Genomic DNA, 16,330 nt, shown 5'->3' on the forward strand with positions numbered 1-16,330 from the left:
TGACCGGCGCCGAATGCGCCACCCATGCCTCCGGCAAAGCCGGGCACGCCTGACATGGGGCCACGCTGTCAAAAAGGGTTTGGACCATGAAAGAACTTCTCTTCTTCGCTGCGGGCTTTGCCTGCCTCGCAGCCACCGGGGCCGAGGCCCAGAACCGCAATTGCGCCAACCGTGAAAAGGTCGTGGCACGCCTCGCCGATGGCTATGGCGAGAGCCGTCAGGCGATCGGGCTGGGCGCCAACAATCAGGTGGTTGAGACCTTCGCCAACCTCGAGAGCGGCACATGGACAGTGACGGTAACCATGCCCAACGGCATCACTTGCCTCGTCGCCTCCGGCAAAGCCTTCGAGCTGGTCGAAGAGGCCCTGATCCCGACCGGTGAGAAAGACGCCTGAGCGCGCGGGTGCGCTGCCTCAGGTCAGCGCATCCCAAATGAGCTTGGAACCGGTGGCGAGCAGCAGCAGGTAGGTAAGGCCGAAAAACAGCCTTTCTGGCACCATGTGATGCGCCTTCACCCCAAGCCACGCCCCCAAGATCGCGGCGGGCGCGAGCCAGAGGTCGAGCACCAGAGTCTCGCGAGTAAAGATGCCCAGCGCGGCATAGGGGATGAACTTCAGCAGATTGATCGCCCAGAAGACGATGACGCTCGTCGCCTGATACGTCGTTTTGCCCATGCCCTGCGCCAGCAGAAACACCGCCACCGGCGGCCCGCCCGCGTGGCTGAGGAAGCTGGTAAACCCGGCAACCGCCCCCGCGACCCCACCCGTTACAGGATCGTAAGGCCTGTCGGGGATGCGCAGCCAGCCGCGCCCGCGGGCGAATTGGTAGAGCACGAATGCTATCGCGATGGCGCCGATGAGCAGCCGGAAGGTATCGGCATCGGCCACCTGAAAGAGCCAGATCGCCAGACCGATCCCCGGCAGTGACCCGAGGCACAGCGCCAGCGCGGAGGGGGTGTGCCACTGCTTCCAGAAGCTCCCCAGCGTAAAGACATCGATCAGCATCAGGAGCGGCAGCATCAGCCCAACGGCGAGGCGCGGATCGATCGCGAGGGCGAGAATCGGCGCTGCCGCAAAGGCCGCACCCGAGCCGAAACCGCCCTTTGAGACGCCTGCGAAAATCACCGCAGGCACCGCCACGGCCATCACCCATGGATCAGGCCACACGGGCGCCAACTCCTTGCATCTTCTGCCCTTTCCTCCCCCGACGCCTGTGCAGGTGCGGCATCTTCGCTGCAATGCAGCCTTGCACGCCCTCAAGCCATTGGCTAGGCGTGGCGAGATTTCATGTCACCAATGAGGGACACCCATAATGGCCAGACCGAAGATCGCACTTATCGGCTCGGGACAGATCGGCGGCACGCTCGCCCACCTTGCCGCAATGAAAGAACTCGGGGACGTTGTCCTCTTTGACATCGCCGACGGTGTGCCGCAGGGCAAAGCCCTCGACATCGCCGAATCCGGCCCCTCCGAGGGGTTCGACGCCGCGCTTTCCGGCACCACCGACTACGCCGCCATCGCTGGCGCCGACGTGTGCATCGTCACCGCCGGTGTGCCGCGCAAGCCCGGCATGAGCCGTGACGACCTGCTCGGCATCAACCTCAAAGTGATGAAGTCCGTGGGCGAGGGCATTGCCCAGCACGCCCCCGACGCCTTCGTCATCTGCATCACCAACCCGCTCGACGCGATGGTCTGGGCGCTGCAGAAGTTCTCGGGCCTGCCGACCAACAAGGTCTGCGGCATGGCCGGCGTGCTCGACTCGGCCCGCTTCCGCCACTTCCTGAGCCTCGAGTTCGGCGTGTCGATGAAAGATGTCACTGCCTTCGTGCTCGGCGGCCACGGCGACACCATGGTCCCCTCCACTCGCTACTCCACCGTCGCCGGCATCCCGCTGCCCGACCTCGTGGAGATGGGCTGGACCACGCAGGAAAAGCTCGACGCGATCATCCAGCGCACCCGTGACGGCGGCGCCGAGATCGTCGGCCTGCTGAAGACCGGCTCGGCCTATTACGCGCCCGCCACCTCCGCCATCGAGATGGCCGAGGCCTATCTGAAAGACCAAAAGCGCGTTCTGCCCTGCGCCGCCTACTGCGACGGCGAGATCGGCGTGAAAGACATGTACGTGGGCGTGCCCACCGTGATCGGCGCTGGCGGCATCGAGAAGGTGGTCGACATCAAGCTCACCAAAGACGAGCAGCAGATGTTCGACAAATCGGTCGACGCCGTGAAGGGCCTCGTGGAGGCCTGTAAGGGCATCGACAACTCGCTCACCTGATCCGAGTTACAAGATTGAAGAAGGGCCCCGCGATTTGCGGGGCCCTTTGCGTTTCTACATGCCGACTGATCGTCAGGCCGCTTTGTTGGCCGCAATCTTCTGCATAAGCCGCTTGGCGTTTTCAGCCCCCAGCTTCAGGTCGAAAGCCCTGAACGAAAAATCGGCATCGAAATCCGGAAAGGCCCGGCGCATCGCCGCTTCCGGGTCGATCTTCATCGCGCTAAGGCGCCCATGCTCGGTGAGCGCTCGCGCCTGATCAGGGGTGAGCCCGGTGATCATCCGGAAGAAGCGCAGCAGGTCGGGCATGTTGGTGATGTTGTCCCGCACGTGGCGCACCTGCAGCGCGCGCTCATCATGCAGCAGGTTGCCGATCGCCTCGTCGCCCTGCTCGGCATAGCGCAGGGTCTTGGCCGCCCAATGCAGCGGCGTTAGCCCGTCGAAATGCAGCACATGCAGGCCGGTGGCCTTCTTGTGCGGGGCCCAGCCGTTGTTCTTCCCCGGCAGTTTGGCGGCATGGACCTGCACCTGCACCTTGTGCCCGGTCCGCACCAGCGGCTTGCCGTGCGACGAGCCCGCGAGCCCGTTGGCGAGGAAGGGCGCGACCTTGTCACCATAGATACGGCGGGCGATCCGCGGGGCCTGTTTGATCGGGTGACGGAACACGCCAGAGAAGATGTGCTCAGAACGGTCGCCCGCAAGCCAGCACCGCTCGACCGCCGGAATGCGCAGCCACACGTCCTCTTCCTCCAGCCGCGCGACCTCTTCACCGAAGGGGCGCGCCATGTGCAGGAACTCGTCGGCATCGAGGTGCAGCAGGTAATCGACCTTGGCTTGGCGGTAGGCCTGGGTGGCATTGATCGCCTGCCGGGCATTCTGGTTCTCCGGCCGTCCACGCTCTCCGTTCACCCGATTCCAATAGGCATCATTACATCTGATCGCCTTCACCCGGCCCGTCTGCTTGAGCATCGGGCGCACCGGGTCGTCGGGATCGTCGAGGTAGATAAAGATCTTCCGGGCGCCCAACTCGAGGTGGTGAGCGACGAAGGCCAGCACCAGCTCGGTGGGCTCGCGCACGGTGGCCACAACGGCCCACGTCGGCTCGGGTTTGGCCTGGGGTTTTGGGTCCAGCTGCGGCGCTTCGGCGGGCTCTTCGCCCTGATCGGTGGTCTCGTTCATGGCGCCATGATTAGCGCGGAGGCCCGAGTCTTGCCAGCCCTGCCACGCGGTCCGGGCGGTGATTCTCCTGAAAGCGTTAGCACCCCGTTAACTTGTGATCACACAATTCTTAGCTGTGATCACAAATCGCATTAATCATACCCAACCCCCGCATTTGAAGGTGATTTTTGTTTGCGCGGCGCGTCTGCTGTGCCAAGGACGGGATCGAACCGCAGCTTGAGGAACAGCTTCATGAACATCCATGAGTATCAGGCGAAGGCCCTTCTTCGCTCCTACGGCGCCCCGGTCTCCGATGGCCGGGCCGTGCTGAAGGCCGATGAGGCCAAGACCGCCGCCGGCGAACTCGACGGCCCGCTCTGGGTGGTTAAGGCACAGATCCACGCAGGTGGCCGCGGAAAAGGCTCCTTCAAGGAAGCCGCCGCCGGCGAAAAGGGCGGCGTCCGCCTCGCCAAGTCGGTCGAAGAGGCCGCAGAAGAAGCCAAGAAGATGCTGGGCAAGACCCTCGTCACCCACCAGACCGGCCCCGCCGGCAAACAGGTGAACCGCATCTACATCGAAGACGGCTCCGACATCACCTCCGAGTTCTACCTCGCGCTGCTGGTCGATCGTGCCACCAGCCGCGTGAGCTTCGTCTGCTCTACCGAGGGCGGGATGGACATCGAAGAGGTCGCCGCATCGACCCCTGAGAAGATCCTCAGTTTCACCGTCGATCCGGCCACCGGCTACCAGCCTTACCACGGCCGCCGCGTTGCCTTCGCCCTCGGGCTGGAGGGCGCCGCCGTCAAGCAATGCGTCAAGCTGATGGGCATTCTCTACAAGGCCTTCATGGAGAAGGACATGGAGATGCTGGAGATCAACCCGCTGATCCTGATGCCCAACGGCGAGCTGAAGGTGCTCGACGCCAAGCTCGGCTTCGACGGCAACGCGATCTACCGCCATCCCGACATCGCCGAGCTGCGCGACGAGACCGAGGAAGACCCCAAGGAACTCGCCGCCTCCAAATTCGACCTCAACTACATCGCCCTCGACGGCGAGATCGGCTGCATGGTCAACGGCGCGGGCCTCGCGATGGCCACGATGGACATCATCAAGCTCTACGGCGCCGAGCCTGCCAACTTCCTCGACGTGGGCGGCGGCGCGACCAAGGAGAAGGTCACCGAGGCATTCAAGATCATCACCTCTGACCCGAACGTCAAAGGCATCCTCGTCAACATCTTCGGCGGGATCATGCGCTGCGACGTGATCGCAGAGGGCGTGGTGGCCGCGGTCAAGGAAGTCGGCCTGCAAGTGCCGCTGGTGGTCCGCCTCGAGGGCACCAACGTGGAAAAGGGCAAGGAGATCATCAATACCTCCGGCCTCAATGTGATCGCTGCCGACGACCTCTCCGACGGCGCCGAGAAAATCGTGAAAGCGGTGAAGGGCTGAGCCTGATGCGCGCCGCCCTCCCCCTCCTCGCCTGCCTCGCTGCCACTCCGGCGGCGGCGCAGGATGTCATCGCGCTTCAGAAGATGACGATGCAGCTCTCCAACCCCGCAGGGGTGGAGGCGCAGATGGGGGCCTGGGCGGCTTGCGTGATGGGCAATGGCGACAAGGATGTCACCACCGCCTATTTCGCACCGCGCGGCTGGGAGGTGTTCTCCGATCCCGAGATGGGAATGGCCGAGATCAGCCATCCGACCTCTCAGATCTACATCTCGCTCTACATGCACGGGGCAATCTGTTCGGTCGCCCATACCAACCAGCCCTCCGCCGATGCCACGCTGCTCCTCGAGAACTTTCTCGAGGTTGCCGGCATCCCGGCCACGCCCACCGAGATCGAGGGCTGCGCCGGGTGGGATCGCGGCGATGGCATGAGCATCGGCCTCACCTCCGGCGGGCAGGACCCTGTCTGCGTCGGTACCACCGACAATGACGTGCGCTTCACCTTCCCGGTGAGGAACTGAGCCATGCGCACCCTCGCCCTCCTCCTCCTCACCGCCACCCCGGCTGCCGCGCAGATCGACGTGCCCCGTGCCTTCGACCTGTTCGACGCATACTGCCGCCCGGCGATGCAGGGCGAGGCGGCGCTCCGGGAAGTGGCCAAGGTGCCCGGCCCGGGCGGCGAGCAGGTCTTTGCCGCAACCGAGGACGGCTCCTGGGTGACGTTCGCCACCGGCGAGGGCGATTTTCTGGTGATCGGCGGCTACCGCTATGGCGAAGGCACCGAGATGCGGGAATGCATGGTGCAGCAGGTCGGCGGCATTGCCGGGCAGGAGCCGGTCGACCCGGTCGAAGCCGCCTTCCTCGACCTCGCACCCAAGGGCGAGGGCATCACCATGTCGGGCGGCAAGGTCATGGAGCAAATGCCGCCGGTCGGCCATTTTGCGATGATGCCCAAAGGCCACCTCAATGACCGGCGCGAATATACCCTCCTCGGCGCGATGGAGCCGCCCGAGGCCATGATGCAGGGCTCGATGGGGCCCGGCGTCTTTCGTCTGAATGCCTATGCGGTGATCCCGCAATGAGCAGCACACGCAACACCCGAGCGCCCCGCGCGGCGCAGTGACAAAGAAGCAAGGAAAACACCGATGGCCATTCTTGTCGACGAAAACACCAAGGTGATCTGCCAGGGCCTCACCGGCTCGCAGGGCACGTTTCACTCCGAGCAGGCAATCGCCTACGGCACCAAGATGGTCGGCGGCGTGACCCCCGGAAAGGGTGGTCAGACCCACCTCGATCTGCCGGTCTTCAACTCGGTGCATGAGGCCAAGCATGTGACCGGCGCCAACGCCTCGGTCATCTACGTGCCGCCCCCCTTCGCCGCCGACTCGATCCTCGAGGCGATCGACGCCGAGATGGAGCTGATCGTGTGCATCACCGAGGGCATCCCGGTGCTCGACATGATGAGCGTGAAGCGCGCGCTGGAGGGCTCCTCCTCGCGCCTCATCGGCCCCAACTGCCCCGGTGTCATCACCCCTGACGCCTGCAAGATCGGCATCATGCCCGGCCACATCCACAAGCGCGGCAGCGTTGGTGTTGTGTCCCGCTCCGGCACCCTGACCTATGAGGCCGTGAAGCAGACGGCGGATGCGGGCCTCGGCCAGTCCACCGCTGTCGGCATCGGCGGCGACCCGATCAAGGGCACCGAGCATATCGACGTGCTCGACATGTTCCTCGACGACGACGAGACCCAGTCGATCATCATGATCGGCGAAATCGGCGGCTCCGCCGAAGAAGAGGCCGCCGAGTTCCTCGCCGAACAGAAGAAGAAGGGCCGCTGGAAGCCGGTCGCCGGTTTCATCGCCGGCCGCACCGCCCCTCCGGGCCGCCGCATGGGCCATGCCGGCGCCATCGTGGCCGGCGGCAAGGGCGACGCCGAGAGCAAGATCGAAGCCATGCGCTCCGCTGGCATCGTGGTGGCCGACAGCCCCGCAACGCTGGGCGAAGCCGTGCTGAAGGCGATTGGCTAAGCCCGGCACATATCGCGCGACACTGGCCGCGGGCGGGGGATTCCGCCCGTGGCCTTCAACACATCAGGTGGCATCATGACCGACCAAAGCCCCAACGACCTCTTCCACGCCTCCAGCTTCATGCAGGGGCACAACGCGGCCTATCTCGAACAGCTCTACGCCAAATACGCCGACGACCCGAACTCGGTCGATGGCGCTTGGGCCGAGTTCTTCCGGCAGTTGGGCGATGGCGAAACCGATGTGAAGGCCGAGGCCAAGGGGCCGAGCTGGGCCCGCAATGACTGGCCGCCCATGCCGGGCGATGACCTGACCGCCGCGCTCACTGGCGAGTGGCCCGCCGAGGCCACGCCCGAGGGCAAGGGCGCCGCCAAGAAGATCAAGGACGCCGCCGGGGCCAGCGCCGCGCCGGTGAGTGAAGAGGCGATCAAGACCGCCGTACTCGACAGCATCCGCGCGCTCATGCTCATCCGCGCCTACCGGATCCGCGGCCACCTCGTGGCCGATCTCGACCCGCTGGGCATGCAGGACCAGACGCCCCACCCCGAGCTGGACCCCAAGAGCTATGGCTTCACCGATGCCGACATGGACCGCCCGATCTTCATCGATCAGGTACTGGGCCTGAAGTTCGCCTCGCTGCGCCAGATCATCGACATCGTCCGCCGCACCTACTGCGGCACCTTCGCGCTGCAATATATGCACATCTCCAACCCCGAGGAGGCCTCCTGGCTGAAGGAGCGCATCGAAGGGCTGGGCAAGGAAATCGCCTTCACCCGCGAGGGCCGCAAGGCGATCCTGAACAAGTTGGTCGAGGCCGAGGGCTTCGAGAAGTTCCTCCATGTCAAATACATGGGCACCAAGCGCTTTGGCCTTGATGGCGGCGAAAGCCTCGTGCCCGCGATGGAGCAGATCATCAAGCGCGGGGGCAATCTCGGCGTGAAGGAGATCGTCGTCGGCATGCCCCACCGGGGCCGCCTATCGGTGCTGGCCAACGTGATGGCCAAGCCCTACCGCGCGATCTTCAACGAGTTCCAGGGCGGCAGCTTCAAGCCCGAGGATGTGGATGGCTCCGGCGACGTGAAATATCACCTCGGCGCCTCCTCCGACCGTGAGTTCGATGGCAACACCGTCCACCTCAGCCTCACCGCCAACCCCTCGCACCTCGAAGCGGTCAACCCCGTGGTGCTGGGCAAAGCCCGCGCCAAGCAGGACCAGCTGGGCGACAAGGAGCGCACGCAGGTTCTGCCGATCTTGCTGCACGGCGATGCGGCCTTTGCCGGTCAGGGCGTTGTGGCCGAGTGCTTTGGCCTGTCGGGCCTGCGCGGCCACCGCACCGGCGGCACCATCCATATCGTGGTGAACAACCAGATCGGATTCACCACCGCGCCGCACTTCTCGCGCTCGTCCCCCTACCCCACCGACATCGCCCTGATGGTCGAAGCGCCGATCTTCCACGTGAACGGCGACGACCCCGAGGCCGTGGTGCATGCCGCCAAGGTGGCCACCGAGTTCCGCCAGAAGTTCCACAAGGACGTGGTGCTCGACATCTTCTGTTATCGCCGCTTCGGCCATAACGAGGGCGATGAGCCGATGTTCACCAACCCGATCATGTACAAGCGGATCAAGGGCCATAAGACCACCCTGAGCCTCTACACCGAGCGGCTGGTGAAGGACGGGCTGATCCCCGAAGGCGAGATCGAAGACATGAAGGCGGCCTTCCAGAGCTACCTGAATGACGAGTTCGAAGCCGGGAAGAACTACAAGCCCAACAAGGCCGACTGGCTCGATGGCCGCTGGTCGCACCTCGACCGTCGCGGCGAAGAGTACCAGCGCGGCGAGACGGCGATTGCCGAAGAGACCTTCCGCGATGTCGGCAAGGCGCTGACCACCGCGCCCGAAGGCTACGCCCTGCACAAAACGGTGCAGCGGATGCTGGGCGCCAAGGCCGACATGGTCGAAAAGGGCGAGGGCATCGACTGGGCCACAGGCGAGGCACTGGCCTTCGGCTCGCTGCTCACCGAGGGCTACCCGGTTCGCCTTGCCGGGCAAGACAGCACGCGCGGCACCTTCTCGCAACGACACTCCGGCTTCGTCAATCAGGAGACGGAGGAGCGCTACTACCCGCTCAACCACATCCGCTCCGGGCAGGCGCAATACGAGGTCATCGACTCGATGCTCTCTGAGTATGCGGTGCTGGGTTTCGAATATGGCTACAGCCTCGCCGAGCCCAACGCGCTCACCCTCTGGGAAGCCCAGTTCGGTGACTTCGCCAACGGCGCGCAGATCATGTTCGACCAGTTCGTCTCGTCGGGCGAAAGCAAGTGGCTGAGGATGTCGGGCCTCGTCTGCCTGCTGCCGCATGGCTACGAGGGCCAAGGGCCGGAGCACTCCTCCGCCCGGCTCGAGCGCTTCCTGCAGATGTGCGGGCAAGACAACTGGATCGTCGCCAACTGCACGACCCCGGCCAACTACTTCCACATCCTGCGCCGCCAGATCCACCGCAGCTTCCGCAAGCCGCTCATCATGATGACGCCCAAGTCGCTGCTGCGCCACAAGATGGCGGTGAGCCGGATGGAAGAGTTCACCACCGGGTCGAGCTTCCACCGGGTTCTGTGGGACGACGCCGAGCACGGCAACTCCGACACCCAGCTCGCGCCCGACGACAAGATCAAGCGCGTGGTGATGTGCTCGGGCAAGGTTTACTACGACCTGCTGGAGGCCCGCGACGCAGCCGGCATCGACGATGTCTACCTGCTGCGTGTCGAGCAGTTCTACCCCTTCCCCGCCATCTCCCTCGTGAAGGAGCTGGAGCGGTTCAAGGGCGCAGAGATGGTCTGGTGTCAGGAAGAGCCCAAGAACCAGGGCGCCTGGAGCTACATCGAACCCAACATCGAATGGGTGCTGGGCCGGATCGACGCCAAGTTCGGCCGCCCCATCTACGCAGGCCGGGCAACCTCGGCCTCCCCTGCCACCGGTCTCGCCTCGCAGCACAAGGCACAACAGGAAGCGCTCGTGAACGAGGCGCTCGGAATCGAAGGAAACTGATCAATGAGCACCGAAGTCCGCGTGCCCACCCTGGGCGAAAGCGTCACCGAGGCCACCGTCGCAACCTGGTTCAAGAAACCGGGCGATGCGGTTGCCGCCGATGAAATGCTCTGCGAGCTGGAGACCGACAAGGTCACCGTCGAGGTCCCCTCGCCCGCCGCTGGCGTGATGGGCGAGATCGTTGCCGCCGAGGGCGAAACCGTCGGCGTCGACGCCCTGCTGGCCACCATCTCCGAAGGCGGCGAGGCTGCGGCCCCGGCGAAAGAAGAGAGCAAGGCCGAAGAGCCGAAAGCCGATGAAGCCCCCGCCGAAAGCTCGGGCGGCGGCGAAAGCGTCGACGTGATGGTCCCCACCTTGGGCGAAAGCGTGACCGAGGCCACCGTGGCCACATGGTTCAAGAAGGTCGGCGACACCGTCGAGGCCGACGAGATGCTCTGTGAACTGGAGACCGACAAGGTCTCCGTCGAGGTGCCCGCCCCCGCCGCCGGCACGATCACCGAGATCCTCGCCGAAGAGGGCGCCACCGTCGAAGCGGGCGGCAAGCTCGCGGTGATGGGTGGCTCCTCCGGTGCCTCCGTCTCCAAGCCCGCCGAGGGCGGCGAGGCAACCGCCGCGCCCAAGGCCCCCGCAGCCGCCACCGCGGCCAAGGGCGCCGACATCGAAAACGCGCCTTCCGCCAACAAGATGATGGCCGAGAAGGGCCTCTCGGAGTCCGACGTGAAGGGCACCGGCAAGGATGGCCGGATCATGAAGGAAGACGTGATGAAGGCCGTTCAGGCCGGTGTCTCGGCCTCTTCGTCCTCCACCTCTGCCCCCTCCGCCCCGCCCCGTGGCCCCGTGGCCGCCGAGGACGAGGCCCGCGAGGAGCGCGTGAAGATGACGCGCCTGCGTCAGACCATCGCCCGCCGCCTGAAAGACGCGCAAAACACCGCCGCGATCCTGACCACCTACAACGAGGTGGACATGACCGAGGTGATGGCGCTGCGGAACGAGTACAAGGATCTCTTCCTCAAGAAGCACGGCGTGAAGCTCGGCTTCATGTCGTTCTTCACCAAGGCCTGCGTGCACGCGCTGAAGGAGGTTCCCGAGGTCAACGCCGAGATCGACGGCACCGACATCGTCTACAAGAACTTCGTCCACATGGGCATCGCCGCAGGCACGCCGCAGGGCCTCGTGGTGCCGGTGATCCGTGACGCCGACGCGATGAGCTTTGCCGACATCGAGAAGGCCATCGCCGAAAAGGGCGCCCGCGCCCGCGACGGCAAGCTCTCGATGGCCGAGATGCAGGGCGGCACCTTCACCATCTCCAACGGCGGCGTCTACGGCTCGCTGATGTCTTCACCCATCCTGAACCCCCCGCAGTCGGGCATCCTCGGCATGCACAAAATTCAGGACCGCCCGATGGTTGTCGGCGGCGAGATCAAGATCCGCCCGATGATGTATCTGGCCCTCAGCTACGACCACCGCATCGTCGACGGCAAAGGCGCCGTGACCTTCCTGGTGCGGGTCAAGGAAGCGCTCGAAGACCCGCGCCGGCTGTTGATGGACCTGTGATTGGTAGGTTTCACCCACCCTGCAACCAGACGTAGGGTGGATGACAACCCGCCACCCGGAGCACTCGCATGACCCTGCTCACCCGCGCCGAAACCATCGCCTTCTCGCCCGAAACGGCGAGCGGGCTGCGGTCTGCCGGGTTCACGCTGGGCGCGCTCTCCATCTTCGGCGTTCTGGCGCTCGGCACCTTCGGCTGGGCCGGGTTTCAGCCGTGGCTGCTGATCTTCGCGGTCATCGCCTTCATCCCCGCCCTGCTCCTGCTCGCCCTCTCCCGCACCCTGCCCGCCCGCAGGCCCATTTCGGTGCTGCTGATCTGGGCACTCTGCGGCTTTTCTTTCCTGCTCATCCGCCGGACCCCGAGCGTGGCAGATGGTATCGAGCCGCAATGGCTCATCACCCCGCTGGTCTGGATCGTCGCCGCGCTGGAGCTGGTGCTCGCCCTCGCGCTGGCCTGGTTCGCGTGGCACCTCTACCGCAAGGGCGCCTTCAGCGGGGTGCCGGAATGACCGATTTCGCCGCGCTCGAAAACGCCATCTGGGCCGCCGCCTCCGCCTATGACCGCGCTGCCATCGAGCGGCTGCTGGCGCCCGAGTTCTTCGAGCTGTCGCGCTCCGGCCGGAAGTATACCCGTGAAGAGCTGCTGACCGATACCTCCGAGGGCCGCCCCTCCGAGCACCGCTTGCACGGGCTGGAGAGCCAGGCCATCGCGCCCGGCGTCACCCTCGTGACCTACACCTCCGAAACCCGCTACCCGGACGAGGTCCAATGGGCCAGCCGCTCCACCCTCTGGGCCGAGACGCCCGAAGGCTGGCAGGCCCGATTTCATCAGGGCACACCGCTGCCCGAAGGCGGCCTGTCATGAGCGGGCGGCGCATTAACGAATTCACCCGAAAACCGCATATGTCAGATGACATGTGCATGGGATGTGCATGGATTGTGCATCAGTTCTGCATGCCCCGCATCTTGGTAAAGGAGAGCCCATGTCCTCTTATGACGTGATCATCATCGGCGCTGGCCCCGGCGGCTACGTCTGCGCCATCCGCTGCGCCCAGCTGGGCCTGAAGACCGCCGTGGTCGAGGGCCGCGAGACGCTGGGCGGCACCTGCCTCAACGTCGGCTGCATCCCCTCCAAGGCGCTGCTGCACGCCTCGCACCTGCTGCACGAGGCAGAGCACAATTTCGCCGAGATGGGCCTCAAGGGCAAAAGCCCCTCCGTCGACTGGCCGCAGATGAAGGCCTACAAGCAAAAGACCGTGGACCAGAACACCGGCGGCATCGAATTTCTCTTCAAGAAGAACAAGATCGACTGGCTGAAGGGCTGGGGCTCGATCCCCGAGGCGGGCAAGGTGAAGGTGGGTGACGAGACCCACGAGGCCAAGCACATCATCATCGCCACCGGCTCCGAACCGGCGAGCATTCCGGGTGCCGAAGTCGAGATCGACGAGAAGGTCGTCGTCACCTCCACTGGCGCGCTGGAGCTGGGCAAGGTGCCCGGCGAGATGGTCGTCGTCGGTGGCGGCGTGATCGGGCTGGAGCTTGGCTCTGTCTATGCCCGGCTCGGGAGCAAGGTCACCGTGGTCGAGTTCCTCGATGCGATCACCCCCGGTGCCGATGCCGAGGTCGCCAAGAACTTCCAGAAAATCCTGAAGAAACAGGGCCTTCAGTTCGTCATGGGCGCCGCAGTGAACAAGGTGGAAGCCAAGGGCGGCAAGGCCACCGTCCATTACAAGCTCCGCAAGGATGACTCGGCCCACGAGCTGAAGGCCGATACCGTTCTGGTCGCCACCGGTCGCAAGCCCTATGTCGAAGGCCTCGGGCTGGAGAGCCTCGGCGTGAAGCTCACCAAGCGCGGGCAGGTCGAGGTCGACGACCACTTCCAGACCGCCGTGAAGGGCGTCTACGCCATCGGCGATGCCATCCCCGGCCCGATGCTCGCCCATAAGGCCGAAGACGAGGGCACTGCGCTGGCCGAGATGCTCGCGGGCCAGAAGCCGCACATCAACTATGGCCTCATTCCGGGCGTGATCTACACCGCCCCCGAGGTCGCAAGTGTCGGAGAAACCGAGGAAACTCTGAAGGAGAAGGGCAAGGCCTACAAGGTCGGCAAGTTCCCCTTCATGGGCAACGCGCGGGCCAAATCGGTCCACCAGGCCGAGGGCTTCGTGAAGATGCTGGCCGACAAGGAGACCGACCGGATCCTTGGCTGCCACATCATCGGCCCGGCGGCGGGTGAGCTGATCCACGAGATCTGCGTGGCCATGGAGTTCGGCGCCTCTGCCGAGGATGTCGCCCGCACCTGCCACGCCCACCCGACCTTCTCCGAAGCGGTGCGCGAGAGCGCGCTGGCCTGCGGCGACGGGGCCATTCACGCCTAATTAAGAACTGAGGCGTAAGTTGAGGGCCGTGGGCAGGTTGTCCGCGGCCTTTTTCGTGCGCGACTTATGCCCAAGCCTCGCCGTATTCGACTGTTAACGCTTTTCGCAAGGAACGGGCCGGAGAGCCCCGATTGTTGAGTAAAAAGCGAGAGGACATGCCGATGCGCAAGTTCGGAACCATCGCGGCTGCTGCCCTGTTGGCGCTGACAGCCATGAGTCACGAGGCCGAGGCCCGCCGGGGTGGCGGTGCCATCATGGAGAGCGAGCAACTCCATTTTGTCGCCCTCACCCGCACCGGGAACGGTGCAGGCGGCCAGATGGCGCTCTGTCACCTGTCCACCAAATCCCATTTCTTCGGGATCGGCCTGTGGCGGTCGATGGAAGGCTACGCGCTGTCCTACGACAATTGCACCGGGCAGCAGTACATCCCGATTTCGCCCGAACGCATGCAAGCGATGCTGCGCGCCGGTGACGTGCCGCCGAGTCTGCCTGTTGAACCCAAGATGCAGATCCCACAACTGGTCACCGGCTTTGCCGGCACTGCCGGGATTGGGGCGACCTTTGCGCTGTTCGGCCTGATCAAGCTTTTCGCTGGTATGCGCCGCCGCCGTCGCCGCAATGCGATGACCGGCGCCACCGGCTTTGCCCAGCGCGTCCTCGATGTGATGTGCCACGCCGCCAAGGCCGATGGCGTAGTGGATCCCGAAGAGGTGAAGCTCATCGCCTTCGCCAGCCAAAAGCTCACCGGCGCCGCCTACCCCGCCGACCAGATCGAACGGCTGATCGGGATGGCAGGCACCAAGGTGTCGGACGAAGAGTTCCGCGCCTTCGGGGCCGGGCTGAACGCTCACCAGAAAGAGACCCTGATGCGCGGCGCGCTGATGGTCACCGTGTCTGACGGCACCATCACGCAGTCAGAAAAGGGCTTCCTGGCCCGCCTCGCTGCCACGCTGGGGATTTCTGCGCTGGAGATGCAGGGGATGTTGCGGAGCCTCTGAGGCGCCTCAGCTCGCCAGCATCCGCAGGCCGCCGGTCACATCCGACCGCACCGCAAGCCGCAGCCCAGGCTCGTCGCCCGCCTTCAGCGCGGCGACGATCAGCCTGTGGTGCCGCGGCACCTCGTTGCGGCGCAGCCGGTCGTAAAGCAGCCGCATCGTCGGGCCGAGCTGGAGCCACACGGTCTCCGCCAGCGCCAGCATCGCCGGGGCCTGCGCCCGCAGGTAGAGCGTGCGGTGAAACTCCAGATTCGCCCGAATATAGCCCGCCGCATCGCCCCGCGCGGTGACCTCGGCGATCGTTGCATTCACCGCCTCCAGCCGCTCGATCAGCGCGATATGCGCCCGCGGCAGGGCACGGCTGGCCAGTTCCGGCTCCAAGAGCGCGCGAATGGCGGCCAGTTCTTCTATCCGCTCGTTCGAGAGCACCGGGGTCGACACCCGGCCAGAAGCCGACAGGGTCAGCGCCCCTTCTGCCGCCAGCCGACGCACGGCCTCGCGCGCAGGTGTCATCGACACGCCGTATTCCTTGCCCACGCCGCGCAGGGTCAGCGCATGACCGGGCAAGAGCTCGCCATGCATGATGCGGGTGCGCAGGGCGCGGTACACGCGGTCATGGGCGGCGGTGGCCGCACCGGAGGGCGTGGGAGCCTCGCGGCTGGGCGGGGCGGCATCGGCAGGGGGCGGTTGGATCAGCATGAGCCAAGCGTGATCACGAATCTGCCGCCCGTCAACGGCGAAGTGATCACCCCTTGAACCCGTAGCGATGAAGCGCCGCCCCCTCCCGCCGCAACCACTGGCGCGGCGCCTCATACCCGGGGCAAAGCCGCCCGCAGGCGGCCCAGAAACGGGCGGAGTGATCCATATGCGCGAGGTGGGCGACCTCATGGGCCGCGACGTAATCCAGCACCTCCGGCGGCGCGAGGATGAGCCGCCATGAATACATCAGGTTGCCCTCGTGGCTGCACGAGCCCCAGCGCGAGCGGGTGTCACGCAAAGTGATCTTCCCAAAGGGCCGCCCGATGGCGCCGGCATGGCGGGCGGAGGCCTCGGAGAGCCGCTCACGGGCCATCTCCCGTAGAAAGGCGCCCAGCCGGGCGGGCACGCGCGCGGCTTCCTCAGGCACCTGAAGCGCCTGACCTGCAAGGGTAATCCGCCGCACCGGCGCCCGCTCGATCTGCCGCGGGACGCCCTCCACCGGAACAATCGCGCCCACCACGGCCAAGGTGTAGGGCGCCTGCTCGGCCAGCCTGTCGCGGATCCAGCCCGCCTTCTCGGCTGCAAAGCTGCGGGCCTCCCGCTCGGGCGCGAAACGCGGCATGGTCAGCGTCACCCGGCCATCCACCCCCGACACCCGGAGCGACAGCCGCCGCGCCCGCGCCGAGCGGCGCAGCGTGACCTCGACCTCCGGCTCTCCCGGTAGTGTGATGACCCCCATCGCCCTGCCCTCGTTATCCTCGCCCCA

16 protein-coding genes are annotated in these 16,330 nt (G+C 65.5%); 12 read left to right on the forward strand and 4 right to left on the reverse strand.

What is annotated here, in order from left to right; all coding sequences use genetic code 11:
• The first annotated feature begins 86 nt into the window (after positions 1–86).
• Positions 87–395, forward strand: coding sequence for a hypothetical protein (locus tag KUV38_RS11595; protein WP_222470197.1), 309 nt, complete (start codon positions 87–89; stop codon positions 393–395).
• 18 nt (positions 396–413) lie between these two features.
• On the opposite strand, the gene KUV38_RS11600 is transcribed toward KUV38_RS11595, so the two are convergent.
• Positions 414–1,145: a sulfite exporter TauE/SafE family protein gene (locus KUV38_RS11600; protein ID WP_222471053.1), complete on the reverse strand. Its 732-nt coding sequence runs from the start codon at positions 1,143–1,145 to the stop codon at positions 414–416.
• Positions 1,146–1,311: 166 nt separating this feature from the next.
• Here KUV38_RS11600 and mdh point away from each other — a divergent pair, with 166 nt between their 5' ends.
• Complete coding sequence (gene mdh / locus KUV38_RS11605; RefSeq protein WP_222470198.1) at positions 1,312–2,274, forward strand: malate dehydrogenase; 963 nt, start codon at positions 1,312–1,314, stop codon at positions 2,272–2,274.
• 72 nt (positions 2,275–2,346) lie between these two features.
• Here the strand turns inward: mdh and KUV38_RS11610 are convergent, their stop codons facing one another.
• Positions 2,347–3,450, reverse strand: coding sequence for a glycosyltransferase family 2 protein (locus KUV38_RS11610; protein WP_222470199.1), 1,104 nt, complete (start codon positions 3,448–3,450; stop codon positions 2,347–2,349).
• A gap of 231 nt (positions 3,451–3,681) precedes the next feature.
• On the opposite strand from KUV38_RS11610, the gene sucC reads away from it, so the two are divergent.
• From sucC to KUV38_RS11660, 10 genes are all read left to right on the forward strand, one after another.
• Positions 3,682–4,875 (forward strand): ADP-forming succinate--CoA ligase subunit beta, encoded by a 1,194-nt coding sequence (gene sucC, locus KUV38_RS11615; RefSeq protein ID WP_222470200.1) that lies wholly within the window; start codon positions 3,682–3,684, stop codon positions 4,873–4,875.
• A gap of 5 nt (positions 4,876–4,880) precedes the next feature.
• Complete coding sequence (locus KUV38_RS11620) at positions 4,881–5,393, forward strand: hypothetical protein (RefSeq protein ID WP_222470201.1); 513 nt, start codon at positions 4,881–4,883, stop codon at positions 5,391–5,393.
• 3 nt (positions 5,394–5,396) lie between these two features.
• Positions 5,397–5,954, forward strand: a complete 558-nt coding sequence (locus tag KUV38_RS11625; RefSeq protein ID WP_222470202.1) for a hypothetical protein — start codon at positions 5,397–5,399, stop codon at positions 5,952–5,954.
• 63 nt (positions 5,955–6,017) lie between these two features.
• A complete protein-coding gene (gene sucD / locus KUV38_RS11630; protein WP_222470203.1) occupies positions 6,018–6,899 on the forward strand; it encodes a succinate--CoA ligase subunit alpha in 882 nt (293 codons plus the stop codon).
• A 75-nt stretch (positions 6,900–6,974) separates the two neighbouring features.
• Positions 6,975–9,941, forward strand: coding sequence for a 2-oxoglutarate dehydrogenase E1 component (locus tag KUV38_RS11635; protein WP_222470204.1), 2,967 nt, complete (start codon positions 6,975–6,977; stop codon positions 9,939–9,941).
• Positions 9,942–9,944: 3 nt separating this feature from the next.
• Complete coding sequence (odhB, locus tag KUV38_RS11640; protein ID WP_222470205.1) at positions 9,945–11,495, forward strand: 2-oxoglutarate dehydrogenase complex dihydrolipoyllysine-residue succinyltransferase; 1,551 nt, start codon at positions 9,945–9,947, stop codon at positions 11,493–11,495.
• Between the two features lie 68 nt (positions 11,496–11,563).
• Positions 11,564–12,001, forward strand: a complete 438-nt coding sequence (locus tag KUV38_RS11645) for a hypothetical protein (RefSeq protein ID WP_222470206.1) — start codon at positions 11,564–11,566, stop codon at positions 11,999–12,001.
• Positions 11,998–12,357, forward strand: a complete 360-nt coding sequence (locus KUV38_RS11650; RefSeq protein ID WP_222470207.1) for a DUF4440 domain-containing protein — start codon at positions 11,998–12,000, stop codon at positions 12,355–12,357. The genes KUV38_RS11645 and KUV38_RS11650 overlap by 4 nt, the downstream gene beginning before the upstream one ends.
• 118 nt (positions 12,358–12,475) lie before the next feature.
• Complete coding sequence (lpdA, locus tag KUV38_RS11655; RefSeq protein ID WP_222470208.1) at positions 12,476–13,870, forward strand: dihydrolipoyl dehydrogenase; 1,395 nt, start codon at positions 12,476–12,478, stop codon at positions 13,868–13,870.
• A gap of 161 nt (positions 13,871–14,031) precedes the next feature.
• Complete coding sequence (locus KUV38_RS11660; RefSeq protein WP_222470209.1) at positions 14,032–14,868, forward strand: TerB family tellurite resistance protein; 837 nt, start codon at positions 14,032–14,034, stop codon at positions 14,866–14,868.
• A 6-nt stretch (positions 14,869–14,874) separates the two neighbouring features.
• Here the strand turns inward: KUV38_RS11660 and KUV38_RS11665 are convergent, their stop codons facing one another.
• Complete coding sequence (locus KUV38_RS11665) at positions 14,875–15,564, reverse strand: GntR family transcriptional regulator (RefSeq protein ID WP_222470210.1); 690 nt, start codon at positions 15,562–15,564, stop codon at positions 14,875–14,877.
• Positions 15,565–15,610: 46 nt separating this feature from the next.
• Positions 15,611–16,303 carry a M48 family metallopeptidase gene (locus tag KUV38_RS11670; protein WP_222470211.1) on the reverse strand — a complete coding sequence of 231 codons (693 nt, stop codon included), beginning with the start codon at positions 16,301–16,303 and terminating at the stop codon, positions 15,611–15,613.
• Between the last annotated feature and the right edge of the window lie 27 nt (positions 16,304–16,330).

Source organism: Vannielia litorea (assembly GCF_019801175.1).
In the GTDB taxonomy this organism is placed as follows: Bacteria; Pseudomonadota; Alphaproteobacteria; order Rhodobacterales; family Rhodobacteraceae; genus Vannielia; species Vannielia litorea_B.

Bases quoted from the DNA above. Each gene is read 5' to 3' on its own strand.
- KUV38_RS11595 (WP_222470197.1), top strand. From the start codon at position 87: ATGAAAGAACTTCTCTTCTTCGCTGCGGGCTTTGCCTGCCTCGCAGCC.
- KUV38_RS11600 (WP_222471053.1), bottom strand. From the start codon at position 1,145: ATGGCCGTGGCGGTGCCTGCGGTGATTTTCGCAGGCGTCTCAAAGGGC.
- mdh (WP_222470198.1), top strand. From the start codon at position 1,312: ATGGCCAGACCGAAGATCGCACTTATCGGCTCGGGACAGATCGGCGGC.
- KUV38_RS11610 (WP_222470199.1), bottom strand. From the start codon at position 3,450: ATGAACGAGACCACCGATCAGGGCGAAGAGCCCGCCGAAGCGCCGCAG.
- sucC (WP_222470200.1), top strand. From the start codon at position 3,682: ATGAACATCCATGAGTATCAGGCGAAGGCCCTTCTTCGCTCCTACGGC.
- KUV38_RS11620 (WP_222470201.1), top strand. From the start codon at position 4,881: ATGCGCGCCGCCCTCCCCCTCCTCGCCTGCCTCGCTGCCACTCCGGCG.
- KUV38_RS11625 (WP_222470202.1), top strand. From the start codon at position 5,397: ATGCGCACCCTCGCCCTCCTCCTCCTCACCGCCACCCCGGCTGCCGCG.
- sucD (WP_222470203.1), top strand. From the start codon at position 6,018: ATGGCCATTCTTGTCGACGAAAACACCAAGGTGATCTGCCAGGGCCTC.
- KUV38_RS11635 (WP_222470204.1), top strand. From the start codon at position 6,975: ATGACCGACCAAAGCCCCAACGACCTCTTCCACGCCTCCAGCTTCATG.
- odhB (WP_222470205.1), top strand. From the start codon at position 9,945: ATGAGCACCGAAGTCCGCGTGCCCACCCTGGGCGAAAGCGTCACCGAG.
- KUV38_RS11645 (WP_222470206.1), top strand. From the start codon at position 11,564: ATGACCCTGCTCACCCGCGCCGAAACCATCGCCTTCTCGCCCGAAACG.
- KUV38_RS11650 (WP_222470207.1), top strand. From the start codon at position 11,998: ATGACCGATTTCGCCGCGCTCGAAAACGCCATCTGGGCCGCCGCCTCC.
- lpdA (WP_222470208.1), top strand. From the start codon at position 12,476: ATGTCCTCTTATGACGTGATCATCATCGGCGCTGGCCCCGGCGGCTAC.
- KUV38_RS11660 (WP_222470209.1), top strand. From the start codon at position 14,032: ATGCGCAAGTTCGGAACCATCGCGGCTGCTGCCCTGTTGGCGCTGACA.
- KUV38_RS11665 (WP_222470210.1), bottom strand. From the start codon at position 15,564: ATGCTGATCCAACCGCCCCCTGCCGATGCCGCCCCGCCCAGCCGCGAG.
- KUV38_RS11670 (WP_222470211.1), bottom strand. From the start codon at position 16,303: ATGGGGGTCATCACACTACCGGGAGAGCCGGAGGTCGAGGTCACGCTG.